This window comes from Aestuariibaculum sp. YM273 (assembly GCF_030908365.1).
In the GTDB taxonomy this organism is placed as follows: Bacteria; Bacteroidota; Bacteroidia; order Flavobacteriales; family Flavobacteriaceae; genus Aestuariibaculum; species Aestuariibaculum marinum.
The window spans coordinates 3,244,601-3,258,513 of record NZ_CP133090.1; the positions used below are offsets into that span (position 1 = coordinate 3,244,601).

At 36.2% G+C, this 13,913-nt stretch carries 6 protein-coding genes; all 6 read right to left on the reverse strand.

What is annotated here, in order from left to right; genetic code table 11:
- Positions 1-117: 117 nt before the first annotated feature.
- A complete protein-coding gene (locus RBH94_RS14005; protein WP_307881464.1) occupies positions 118-1,689 on the reverse strand; it encodes a SusD/RagB family nutrient-binding outer membrane lipoprotein in 1,572 nt (523 codons plus the stop codon).
- A 37-nt stretch (positions 1,690-1,726) separates the two neighbouring features.
- Positions 1,727-5,041, reverse strand: coding sequence for a SusC/RagA family TonB-linked outer membrane protein (locus RBH94_RS14010; protein WP_307881465.1), 3,315 nt, complete (start codon positions 5,039-5,041; stop codon positions 1,727-1,729).
- Positions 5,042-5,257: 216 nt separating this feature from the next.
- Complete coding sequence (locus RBH94_RS14015; protein ID WP_307881466.1) at positions 5,258-7,519, reverse strand: GH92 family glycosyl hydrolase; 2,262 nt, start codon at positions 7,517-7,519, stop codon at positions 5,258-5,260.
- 11 nt (positions 7,520-7,530) lie between these two features.
- A complete protein-coding gene (locus RBH94_RS14020) occupies positions 7,531-9,954 on the reverse strand; it encodes a glycoside hydrolase family 3 N-terminal domain-containing protein (protein WP_307881467.1) in 2,424 nt (807 codons plus the stop codon).
- Positions 9,955-10,099: 145 nt separating this feature from the next.
- Positions 10,100-11,578: an alpha-L-fucosidase gene (locus RBH94_RS14025; protein ID WP_307881468.1), complete on the reverse strand. Its 1,479-nt coding sequence runs from the start codon at positions 11,576-11,578 to the stop codon at positions 10,100-10,102.
- Positions 11,579-11,585: 7 nt separating this feature from the next.
- A complete protein-coding gene (locus RBH94_RS14030; RefSeq protein WP_307881469.1) occupies positions 11,586-13,913 on the reverse strand; it encodes a GH92 family glycosyl hydrolase in 2,328 nt (775 codons plus the stop codon).

Here is a 13,913-nt window from a genome sequence, read left to right on the forward strand (position 1 = left end):
ATATAAGAGTTAGAACATAAAACCTAATGACTTTTTTAAGGTATTCTGTAAATCTTAATTACAAAAAAAGCCTTTCAAATTAATGAAAGGCTTTTTGATAACACTATTAATCAAACTTTAATTCACATCCCAGAAAATCTTAGTGGTCATATTGTCCATAGAAGATACTTCAGAGAAGTTTTCTGTATTTAAAGATCGCTCTTTATCAGGGTAAATCCATCTTACTGGAGGTAAAGATTGTACATCAGAATCATCTGGCATAAACTCTAATTCAGGTAAGTCTAAGCGACGTTGCTCTGCCCAACTCTCACGTAAATTAACAACTCCATAATGAATCCATTTTTGTGTAGCAATTAACTCTAATTTTTCGGCCTCTGTACCAGACCAAGCTACACCAGCACCTGCAACATAATCGGCAACCTCTGTTGCTCCTAATGCATCTACTTCTCCAGAAATATCATTATTTGTAATTGATCTCACCCAATAATACCATTCTACAGATTGTTCGATACCCATTTCGTAAGCTTCTTGCGCCATAGCGTCGTTTCCACTTCTTAAATAGTATTCTGCCTTAATAAAACTTACTTCAGCAGCATCCATGATTACTCCAGGGAAAACCTGATTTAAGTTGAATGTCGATCTGCTAAATAAACTTACCTCTCCAGCGTCAGCTGCAGTTTGTTGAGTAGTTGCATCAGCTAAAGGATCAATTCCTTGATAATCGTCATTTACCGTTTTCTCAAAATAAACACGTAATCTTGGATCTGTATTAGCAACCATATGATCTACCATTAGCTTCCCTGCATAATTAGTATACCATCCATCACTACCAAATCCATCCTCAAACCCTCTAGAGTTAATATCAGAATCAACGTTTACAACTTCTATCTGTACATTCTCAGCATTAGAATCGATTGTTGGATATGATCCGCCTAAAATTGCACCCATTTCAGTACTTGCACGAGCTGAAAACTCAGAAGTTCCTGACACACGATTAAGTAGTCTTAAACGTAACGAGTTACAATACTTTTTCCATAAATCAAGATCTCCATAATTAATATAGTCTTGAGTGGTAAAAATTGTAGAAGTTACAGCTGCTAAAGAAGTACTATTTAATTCATCAGCTATGATCGCTAAATCATCTAACATCATAGTATATAAATCATTTGAAGCATCGTATGCAGGTAAAGATGAAATATAATCCCCACCGTTTGTACTCAACATCCCAGCTTCACTAAATGGAATATATCCAAATAAATCTACCATTTCTTGAGTATGATCGTAAAGATATATAGTAGCTGCTTGCATAAAAATTTTGTTAGCAGCTTGCTCTTCATCTGACAATCCGTTATAAATCTTTTGAAGCTCTCTGTATTGCGTTAACATACTGTAGTATTGATTCCATTGTTCATCTACAGTGGCAGCTCCAACCTTATATTGACCTAAGCTGTTTAACCAACCAGCAGCTTGAGTCCATGGCAATAATGTAGGTCTTAATATGATAAAATAATTCCCATAATTAGGTAAAACATAATTTGCATTGGCAAATAACATTCCTGTAAAATGCTTAGGAACTGTCGTTTCTCCAATCTTATTAGGATCGCTATAATTATCGCTAAGATCTGCATCTGAACATCCGGTACTTACCAGTCCTAATGCCACTAACGCTATGAATATATGTTTTTTCATGTTGTATCTTTTATTTTTATTCATTCTCACCATCATATTAAAGTTTAGCTCTTAAACTTAATCCAAATGTTCTACTAGAAGGGTTCATACCCGCTGTATTAACGTTCTGAAACCACTTAGATCCTGCTGTAAGTTGCTCTGCATCCATATCCTTAATTGTTCTATAGAAATAGAATAAGTTTCTACCAAACACAGATAATTGTAAATCTTGGAAACCAATTTTCTTAACAATATCTGAAGGCAATTGGTATGCTAAAGATAATTCACGCATTTTGAAATATGTATTCTCTTGAATATATAATTCATAACGTGTGTTTGGACTATATTGAGGTCCACCCCAGTTATAAACAGTATTGTAATATTCTGGATTTGATGTAATGTAATCATTCTCAGTTCCATCAGCTTTAACACCATCTAAAATAATACCATTATCGTAAACTTGCTCTCCATTTGGTCCTGCAGCTGTTCCTTGTGCGATTAATTCTCTTTCTCCAGTCACAGAGTTTTCATACCATGTTAAACCGCCATGTTCAGCATCCATGTATTTTAAACTCTCTTCTGTTAAACCTCTACTAATCATCCAGTTTAATGCTGTTGGCATTACATAACCACCTACTCTAAAATCAACTAATGCACTTAAGCTAAAGTTTTTATAAGTAAAAAAGTTAGCAAAACCACCTACAAACTTAGGTTGTGCGCTACCAACTTTAATCCATTGGTCTGGATCTACTTTATATAATCCGTTTGGATCAACAATTTTATCTCCATTAGCATCAGTAGCTACTGGGTGCGTATAGAATACACCTACAGGCTCTCCTGGCTCAGACACTAATTTGGCAGCACTACCATCATAATTAGCATGAACTAATTCTTCTAATCCTGGCGCTAAAGATTCTACAGTATTTTTGTTGAATGCGAAATTAATATTAGTATCCCAAGTAAAATCGTTTCCTGCAACAGGTGTTGCATTGAAACCAAGCTCCCAACCTTTATTGCGCATTGTACCGATATTCGTTAATACGTTACTAGCTCCAGCTGAGTTAGGTAATGTTAAAGGTAAAATTTGGTCTTCTAATCGAGAATCGTAATATGTTAAATCAACACCTAAACGACCTTGAAACATTTTCATCTCTAAACCAAATTCCACATCACGCTGTGTTTCTGATTTAATTCCGTCATTTCCTGCAGCTAATGGTAAAGTTGTATAAATAACAGAACCTGCACCTTGATCTCCTAAAGAACTTTGATTATAAGCTATATTAGCTCTGTAAGGTGTTGGGAAGTTACCCACTTTACCCCAAGACGCACGAACTTTACCAAAGTTGATGAAATCAGGCATATCGAAAGCATCAGAGAATACAAAACTTGAATTCACCGAAGGATAGGTAAATGAATTATCATCAGGGTTCATTGTTGAAGTACGATCTTGACGAATAGTTCCTTCTAAGAATAAATAGTTTTTAAAACTAAAGCTCGCTGTTCCTATTAATGCATCCTTAACATAACTTTGCATGTCGTTATTAGAGTTAGGTGTATTTGTTGAAGCATTTATAGAGTACCAATTCTCAACACTTAAACCACCACTTGTAGCTCTTTGCGTCCATTTATACATAGATTTTGTAGCATTATACCCTGCTAATAACTCCATGTTTAAGTCTTCAGTTAAATCCTTATTATAAGTTAAGAATAAATCACCGTATACTATTTTATCAAGTCTATTAGTAACACGGTAAAGTCCACTCGGGTTTCCTAAAGCTAAAGGTCTTACGTTAGGTCTTTTATCTTCAGATTCGAAAGCAGTGAAATCTGTAGACATTCTTCCTCTTAAAGATAACCCATCAGTAATATCCCAGTGTTGCGTAATACTTGCAATTACACGGTCTGTATTTTCCTCAAACTGATAATTGTTTATACGCCAAGCATATTCTAAAACATCACCTCTGTATCCAGGGATAGTTAAATTTTCATCCGGCGTTAAACTAGCACCAGAACCAGTTACATAACGATACCCTAAACTGGTTTGCGCGTATTTATAGTACCAATCACCACTATCAAAGCGAGTCATCATACCACCAAAGTTATTAGTTAAACGGTCAATTTTATAAGGTCTGTTTAAAACTTTAGCATTGATATAATTTACTAATACATCCGTTTTTAAGTCATCATTCCAATTAAAACTAGTGTTTAAATTGAAGATGTTTTTATCATTCTCAGCTTCTCTACTTAGCCCTTCATTATCCTGACGTGTGTAAGAGAAACGGATATTAGCCTTATCCGTAGCATTCACAATCGAAATGTTGTTCATGAAGTTATGAGCATCCTGATATAATCCTTCTACTCCATTTTGAGCCTTGTAAGGAATAACTTCTCCTGTCCATGCCAATGTTGGCTGACCGTCAAATTTAGGTCCAAAATTTACGTTAGTAGCAATTGGTGTTCTAACCCCATATTCAGAGTTAAACAACCACATGTCTTCATCTTGTCCAGCATCATTAAGATACGTAGGGTAACCTGGCCCTCTAACATTTTGAAAACGCGGTAAGTAAGCCACCTTGTCAACAGTATAAGTAGAGTTTACAGACACTCCAAGGCCTTTTTTCATGCCTTTTCCACTCTTTGTTGTAATTAATACAACTCCATTCATCGCTTCATTACCATACTTTGCTGCTGCAGAAGCTCCTTTTAAAATCGAAATATTCTCGATATCCTCTGGGTTAATATCTAAAATACCATTACCCTGAATACGTTGATCATTCCAATAACTTGTGTTATCTACATTGTCATTACGAATAGGAATACCATCTACAACATAAAGTGGCTGCGTATTCCCTGTAATAGACCCTAATCCACGAATTTGCATATTAACACCACTGGTAGAACCACCTGTAGTTGCAGCAATTTGAACACCAGGCGCCTTACCATACAATGCTGTTGCAAAGTTAGGTGTACCGGTTTTTGTTAATTCTTCGGCCTCTACAACCGCCGTTGCATAACCAATAGCTCGTTTTTCTTTGGTCATACCGAAAGAGGTAACGACAACCTCTTCTAAACTTTCAGTACTTTCAGCAAGTTGCACATCAATTGATGTTTGCCCTGCAACAGAAATTTCTTTGGTTGTATATCCAATGCTGGAAAACACCAATATTTCATCGCCGGCAAGTTCGATAACATAACGTCCATCGAAATCTGTTGCAACTCCTTTTGATGTTCCCTTTACAATAACGTTCGCTCCTGGAAGAGGAATCCCGCTAGTAGCATCAGAAACAACCCCTGAAACTGTAGTTTGCGCTCCGGCATATAACACACCGAAGAAACAAAATACAAACAGTAGTTTGAATAATTTTTGGTTCATAAATTTTTTAGTTTTGAGTTAATATGAATTAAATTAACAATTATTTAACCTGATAAGTATTCTTTTTTCGACCAACAACTCATCTAGGGTAGTGAATGAAAAACAAATTAAATAATTGATGTTTTATAATAGTAAAAAGCCTACAAATAATGGGTAAACCTAGTATTTATAAGCTTTTTGAAGAGGCAGAATTACACTTATTTATTTAAAAATGTATTATTTCTGAATAATTTTTATGGTTTTAGCGGTTGTTAGGTCGTCATGACTGATAAAATAACTGTTACTTTTCTTGTCGTTTATTTTGATTTCTTTAACAATTCCGTCACTCTCAGTATTACGCTCTATAACCAACTCGTTTTGTTCATAATATTTACCATTCAATTGAATTCTAACTTTATCAAACATTGGTGTCGTTATAGTATACATTGGTTCGCCAGGAACTACAGGGTAAAATCCCATCATGGAATATACCAACCAAGCCGACATGGTTCCGGTATCGTCATTTCCTGGTAAACCATCAGGCGAATTTTTAAAATGCTTTCTCACCAACTCCTTAACTAACTTCTGAGCACGATATTCTTCGCCTTTTACGTAATTAAATAAATAAGGATACGCAATATCAGGTTCGTTAGCCATATCAAATTTATCTGTATCAAAAATCTTTTGAAGTTGAGCTGTAAATGGTTTATCTCCTCCCATTAACTTTTTTAACCCTTTTATATCATGAGGTTCCATAAAAGCATATTGCCAGGCATTCCCTTCTATAAAACCAACATTCTCGGTAAAATTAGCACCAGCATCAGGATCGAACGGTTCGTACCAAGTACCATCTGCATTTCTGGGTCTTAGTAAATTCCAATCCTTATCAAACAATTTTCTGTAAGACAAGGAACGCTTCATAAAACGTTTATAATCATCTTTATTTCCTAATTCTTTTGCTAAAAGCGCAATTGAATAATCGGCAATATTATATTCCTGCGTTGTTGAAACAGGACCTTTGCTTTCTGTTGTTAAATAGCCTTTCTCAATATAATCTTTCAAAGCAGGTCGTAACGGATTGTTTTCAATCTGATTGGCACTTTTCAGCATGGCTTCATAAGCCTTCTCTATATCAAAATCCTTGATTCCTTTTAAATAGGTGTCTGTAATAACAATACTCGCAGGATCACCAACCATAGTAAAGGTTTCTGTAGAATTTAATTCCCATTTGGGTAGCCAGCCATTTTCATCATACATATCAATCATGCTATTAACCATATCAACCTGTTGTTCCGGATAAACCAACGACATCAACTGATGTAAATTTCTGTAGGTATCCCACAATGAAAACACTGTATATCTTGTTCCAGCGGTCTTCCCTATTTTTCCTGTTTTAATTTCAGGATACTCCCCATTAACATCGTTAAGCATATTCGGGTGAATTAAGGTATGATATAACGCCGTATAAAAAATGGTTTTATCATCCTTTGAACCGCCTTCCACTTGTATTCTGGATAATAGTGTATTCCACTTAGTGTAGGTTTCTTGATAAATATCTTCAAAAGATTTTGCTTGAGTTTCTTTTTCTAAGTTCTCTCTTGCATTTTCAATACTAACGTACGATACACCAATCTTAACTTCTACCGTTTCTGGTTTTTCAAACTTATAAGAGAAATAGGTACCAATACTATCGCCAACCACCGTTTTGGTTGCATTCTTCATAATTCGAGTTTTACCGTTATACCCCATCCACTGTGCTTCTACTCCGTCGTATTTAGCTGGTGTATTCCAAACACCAAAAGTTTCGGCAGGTTTAGAAAACTTGGCTACAAAATACACTGGATATGCATCTTCAGGGCTATTGTAGCAAAAAGAACCAACGGTTCGCATACCTTCAATCTCCGTTGGAGATACTATTTTTACCATGGCTCCTTGTTCATTGGTAAGTCCTAAACCAAGATTAAGCAACAGGTTAGACTCTCCTTTAGGAAATGAAATTCGACTAACGCCCACATGTTCTGAAGCTGTTAATTCTACTTTTGTATTGTATTTATCTAAATCAACACTGTAATAGCCTGCTTTGGCAACTTCGTTTTTATAGGTGGTACCATATTCCAAATGATTGGTTTTTAAATCTCCTGTAGTAGGCATTAACAATAACACCCCTAAATCAGGACAACCAACACCGCTTAGATTCACATGTGAAAACCCTGTTAGAAATTTGTTTTCATTCACGTAAGGGTTAGATAACCACTGACTATCTTTTTCTAAAGGATTTTGAGGTCCCGCCACATTAAATGGGCTCACACTTGCCATTCCTCGTGGTGCAATAGGCCCAGGATAGGTCGCACCATAATTTGAAGTTCCAATAAAAGGATTCACATAATCTGCTGGTTGCTCTTGGGCCTGTATATTTTGAAATACAAAACCACATAAACCAAGAACAATCCCTTTTTTAAGTTGATTAAAAACAGATGATGTTTTATTAATCGTATTCATATCGTTGACTTTTATTTTATAATTAATTGCCCTGTTAATCGCTCTTCTTCAGAAGACGACCCGATAATGATTTTAAAAACTCCAGGTTCTACGACACGTTCCATATCTGTATTCAATAAAGATAAAGCCTTTGGTTTTAAGGTCATAGTTATTTCTTTTTCTTCTCCAGGTTTTAAAGTAACACGATCGAAACCTCTAAGCACTTTAGTATAAGTTACTACCGATGCAAATTCATCCTGAATATACAATTGAGGCACTTCATCACCTTCATAATTCCCAGTATTTTTAATTTTAAATGATACTGAAACCGACTTAAAGTCCTTTGAGTCTGTTTCTGGCGTTACTTTTAAACCACTATACTCAAATGTTGTATAACTTAACCCATAACCAAACGGATATAACGCTGTATTAATTCTGGTTTGCCCAATATCACCCTTACCCTGCCCTTTTTGAGAACTTCTTTTGTAAGGAAAATTAAAAGGAATTTGTCCAACCGTTCTAGGGAATGTTATTGGTAATTTTCCACCAGGATTGTAGGCTCCAAAAATAGCTTCAGCAATTGCTTGTCCGCCATATTCTCCAGGAAACCAAGCTTCAATAATTGATGAAACATGATCGTCTACCCAGTTAATACTCATTGGACGGCCGTTAATTAAAACAACTACAATTGGTTTTCCGGTTGCATAAAGGGCTTTTATTAAATCTAACTGATTTCCCGGTAAATCTAAGGATGTTCTGGATTTTGATTCACCAACCGTATCTTCATTATCACCAACAGCAACCACAATTAAATCGGATTTTTCTGCAGCCTTAACAGCTTCATCAATATAGTTTTGCTGAATATCATCTGGAGCTACACTATAAAGTTCACTTTTCGGCCAGTTAGCATCATAAAAGTCACAACCTTGGGTAAAATTCACATTCGCTTTATCGCCAACAAATGTTTTAATACCATCGTAAACGGATTGCACTTTTATATTAGAAGGTCCATAACGACTAATGGAATGATTTATAGCCTTTGCATTTGGGCCTGTAACCAAAATATTTTTCAAGGTATTTAATTTCACAGGCAACAGGCTTTCTGAATTCTTCAATAACACTAAAGACTCTCTTGATGCTTTTAATGCAATGCTTTCACTTTCAGAGCCGTGAACAATAGCGTCAGCTTCTTTTGCATCATTAACGTAAGGACTATCAAATAATCCCAATTCAAATTTAACTCTCAAAACATCTTTAACACGCTCATCTATAATTTCCATTGGAATTCTGCCCTCCTCAACCAGTTCTCTTAAAGGTAAAATAAAATCTTCGGCAGGTGAAAAATTAGTGCGCACATTTAAACCAGCCATAACCGATAAATAGACAGTTTCTTTAAAATCTTCAGCAATATGATGACGGCCTTTTAAACCACCAACAGCCCAGCTATCTGAAACCACATAACCATTAAAGCCCCATTGTTCTCTTAGCAATTCGGTTAAAAAATAATGACTTCCGGTTACCGGAATTCCGTTATAATCGTTGTACGAAGACATAATGCCTTTTAAACCTCCTTCCTGAACAACGGTACGGAAAGGTTCTAAGTAAATTTCATGCATTTCGCGTTCTGTAACATGCGGATCGGTTCTGGCATCGCCATCACGTCCACCTTTTGGAGCACTGTACATGGCAAAATGCTTTGCTGTAGACACAATATTCTGAGCCTGTAATGACTTTACCATATTTAAACCTAATTGCGACACTAAATACGGGTCTTCACCATAACACTCGACAGTTCTACCCCATCTTGGGTCTCTGGCTAAATCTAAAATTGGAGAATACACATTGGTATAACCCAAAACTCGGGCTTCCTTTCCTGTAATGGCTCCAATTTCAGACACTAGGTCTTTATCCCATGTACTACCGATGCCTATTTGAGCTGGAAAACTTGTTGCACCGTCGTGACATAACCCACGAATACCTTCATTTGTAAAATCTACCGGAATACCTAAACGGGTATCTTCAACAAAAAAGCGTTGCACCTCATTAATAGCTTTCGCGTGATTAGACGGAGGCCACGAATACTGGGTTTCGGCACTTTTATGATAGGCTAAACCGTTTAAATGTTCATCGATGTTACCAATTCCATCTTTATAAACTCGATTTTTCCAATCGGCGTTTGGTAATTCATCTTTTAGCACGCGACCAAATCCATATAGCGTTGCCATCTGACAGGTTTTTTCATCTAAAGACATCTGATGTATTAAATCGTCAATTCTATCGTTTAGAGGCTGTGAAGCATCTTCATAAATGTCCTTTTTCTTGTTTTTATTAAAATCAATCCAGGTATCGTGATATATTTTAGCTTTCTTTTTCTTTGAAATAAATTCCTGAGCAGACACCATGCTGAAAGACACAGTAGTTATCGCTAATACTGGAATTAATTGTTTTAATTTCATAAACTATATTATTCTATTTTAGACATCAACCGTAATTTCAACTAGTTAAAGCTTAAGGTTAAATTTTGATATGTATTTTAATCAAAAATAGGCGCTTACGTAATTATAAATTACGCAAACACCTATCTGTTTATTGAACTTAAATCTATTGATTTACAGCATCAATTTTTAATGTCCATGCGTATTTTGAAGGTAAACTATTTCTTAATTTCTGAGGAATAATTACTTTAAATCCTTCCGCTTGTTTTTCCCATTTTAAACGTGTTCTCGAACCAAGCATAGTAATTTTAGTACCTTTTTTAGGCGTGATTGATTTTACAACTACTTCAGCGGGAATTTTGTTTTCATTTTCTTCTGCCATATAGAATAAAAACACATTACCTTTTTCATTCTGAGTCATACAAATATTGTTCTCTTTAAATGGAGCGATAGGTTTTGTTGCGTAAATCGCTGTACTGTTTACATCCATCCAATCGCCATAAGCTTGTAATAAATCGTATGCACCTTGCTGCCACTCACCCTCTGGACTTGGCGCAATGTTTAACAATAAATTACCACCTTTAGCAACCACATCGATAAGCGTGTGAATACCTTCGCGAGGGCTCATGTATTTCGCATTTGGTGTGTAAGACCAGCCACCTCCTGAAATTATGCAAGACTCCCATGGATATGGCAATGTCTTCTCTGGCACACGATTTTCAGGTGTTAAGTAGTTTTGGTTTTTCCCGTGAACAGCACGATCAACCACAATTAAACCTGGTTGCTGTTTACGAGCCTTAACCACTAAATCATCCATTTTAATATCCTGATTGATGATACGGTGTTTTAAATACCCGTCTTCAGCTTTATCAATAGTTCTTCCATACCACTCCGTAATTTCAGCTTTAGGCGTTTTAGCCACCCAGCCACCATCTAACCAAAGAATATCTATTTTACCATAATCGGTTAAAAGTTCCATAATCTGGTTATGCGTGAAATCGACATACTCTTGCCATTTTTCAGGGTTTTCTAATGGCGAATAGTTTACGTTTCTATCTTTTGGTGGGTATTTTGGCCACCAGTAACTATCTACATTCCAATCTGGCTTAGAGAAATACGCTCCTGCCCAAAGTCCTTCATTTCTAAATGAATTGAATACTTCTTTAGCAATATTCGCCTTAGGATTTGACGAGAAAGGTGTTTTTGGCGATGTAATTTTATAATCAGTGTATTTCGAATCGAACATACTAAATCCGTCATGGTGCTTTGTGGTAAATACCACATATTTCATCCCGGCATGTTTCGCCGCTTTTGCCCATTTATCTGGGTCGAATTTTGTTGGATTGAATGTGGTTTGAAGCGCTTCATATTCCTTTTTATATGCAAAATAATCGTCTGGATTGCTTCCTTTTTTACGTTCACACCATCCGTACTCTTCTGGTGATAAGGACCATGATTCCACAATTCCCCATTGACTATATGTTCCCCAGTGCATTAATAAACCGAATTTAAGGTCTTGCCATTGGTCTAATTTCTCTAATACTAACGGATCTGTTTCCGGCACATAACGTTCATCTTCATAAATGGCCTGCGAAAACGAATGCATCGAAAGCAATGCCGTAATAGCAATAAGCGTCTTTTTCATACTTTAATTATTTTTTAATTGAGTTATTAAGTGAGTAAGGTGCATTTTCTAATTTGCTGCCCCACTCCGTATTTGCTGTGTTTGTTAAATTGAATTTTAAAACACCACCGTTCTGGACGGTTTCATAATTCAAATAGGTATTGTTGTAAACTGCTTCATTCAGATCTACTGATTGAATATAAAAGTTGCCTCTTGAGTTATTTTCTGAATGTATTTCGAAAGTATTTCCGTTTTCTAAATGAAGTGTTGCCTTTTTGAATAGCGGACTACCGATGACATACTGATTTATTCCAGGGGTTACCGGATAAAATCCTAAAGAGCTGAACACATACCAAGCCGAAGTTTGGCCGTTATCCTCATCACCACAATAGCCATCTGGCTTTGCTGAATATAGTTTAGTTAAAACTTCTCTAATACGTTCTTGAGTTTTGTATGGAGCTCCTGCAAAATTGTACAGGTAAATCATGTGTTGAATAGGTTGATTCCCATGCGCATAATTCCCCATATTTACCACTTGCATTTCTCGAATTTCATGGATAGTGTGCCCGTAATACGAATCGTCAAATTTTGGAGGCATCGTAAAAACACCATCTAATTTTGAAATAAAGGCATCATTACCTCCCATTAAATTGACTAATCCCTGTACATCATGAAATACCGACCAGGTATAATGTAAACTATTGCCTTCGGTAAATGCATCACCCCATTTTAACGGGTTAAATGGATATTGAAACGAACCGTCTTCATTTTTACCACGCATTAACCCCGTTGACGGATCGAATAAATGATTATAATTCAACGACTGCTTTTCAAACTTTTCTGCTAATTCTTGTTTACCAAGTTTCTTAGCCATTTCAGAAATTGTAAAATCGGCATACGCATATTCTAAAGTTCTAGCTGCATTTTCTTTTATATCGACATTATTAGGCACGTATCCTAAGGTATTATAATAGTCTAACCCTGCACGACCTACAGAATTTACTGGGCGACCGTCTTCAACGGTAGCATTTTTTAGAATCGCTTCAAAAAGGACATCAACATCTTTCTCTTTTACATTTCCTTTAAGAAATGCATCAACAATTATTGGCGCTGAATTAGAACCAATCATACAATCGCGATGCCCGGGACTTGCCCATTCCGGCAACCATCCTGATTCTTTATACGTATTTGCAAGCCCTTCCATGATGTGACTATTTAATTCCGGATACATCATATTAAAAAATGGAAAAACGGCTCTAAACGTATCCCAAAATCCGTTATCGGTAAACATATAGCCCGATAACACTTTTCCGTTGTACGGACTGTAATGAACGATGTTGTTATTTACATCAAATTCATAAAATTTTCTTGGGAATAATAGCACGCGATATAAACACGAATAAAAAGTGCGAATATGATCGCTATTATCATCTTCAATTTCTATTCTGTTTAACTCTTTATTCCATGCCTGTTTTGCTTTGTCTTTAGTGTCTTCAAAAGAATCTTCTCCAATTTCTCTATCAAGATTTAACTGCGCTTGCTCAGGGCTTATAAAAGACGACGCTACTTTTACATGTACCACATCGCCTCGATTGGTTTTAAATCCGATAATGGCGCCGACATGATTTCCTTCACTGTTTTTAACGTTTTTCTGTAATTTCCAATCGTCATGCCAGGTGTTTGTTATTTCAAAATCATGATCGAATTCCGCAACAAAATAGTTATTAAAATTCTCGGGAACGCCGCCACTGTTATTTCTACAATAGCCAATGATTTTTCGTTCTTCAGGAATAATTTTCACCATGGATCCTTTAAAAAAGGCATCTAATAAAATATAAGACTGTTCGGCTTCAGGAAACGTAAATTTAAAATGCGCAGCTCTTTCGGTTGGAGCGACTTCAGCTTTAACATCGTAATCAGCTAAATACACCGAATAATGGTACGGTTTTACAGTTTCCGCTTTATGTGAGAACCATGAAGCACGCTCATCCTCCTGAAATTTTAAATCGCCAGTAACTGCCATTAAAGAAAAGGCGGCATAATCATTAATCCACGGACTTGGTTGATGTGTTTGCTTGATCCCTCTTATTTTCTTGGCATCATAAGCATAGGTCCAGCCATCTCCCATTTTTGCCGTTTGCGGAGTCCAGAAATTCATCGCCCACGGTGTGGCGATTGCTGGATACGTATTCCCGTTAGATAAACTATAATCGGAGTCCGTTCCCATTAACGGGTTTACCAAATCGACTAAATTATCATTTTTAACCGATTTGGTATTTTCAGCTTGTTTGGTCTCCTGATTGCACGAAACAAAGCTTAATAGTAATACCCCTAAATATATAGTTAACCGACTCAT

Excerpts from the sequence above, each read along its gene's own strand:
- RBH94_RS14005 (WP_307881464.1), bottom strand. The coding sequence starts at position 1,689 with ATGAAAAAACATATATTCATAGCGTTAGTGGCATTAGGACTGGTAAGT.
- RBH94_RS14010 (WP_307881465.1), bottom strand. The coding sequence starts at position 5,041 with ATGAACCAAAAATTATTCAAACTACTGTTTGTATTTTGTTTCTTCGGT.
- RBH94_RS14015 (WP_307881466.1), bottom strand. The coding sequence starts at position 7,519 with ATGAATACGATTAATAAAACATCATCTGTTTTTAATCAACTTAAAAAA.
- RBH94_RS14020 (WP_307881467.1), bottom strand. The coding sequence starts at position 9,954 with ATGAAATTAAAACAATTAATTCCAGTATTAGCGATAACTACTGTGTCT.
- RBH94_RS14025 (WP_307881468.1), bottom strand. The coding sequence starts at position 11,578 with ATGAAAAAGACGCTTATTGCTATTACGGCATTGCTTTCGATGCATTCG.
- RBH94_RS14030 (WP_307881469.1), bottom strand. The coding sequence starts at position 13,913 with ATGAGTCGGTTAACTATATATTTAGGGGTATTACTATTAAGCTTTGTT.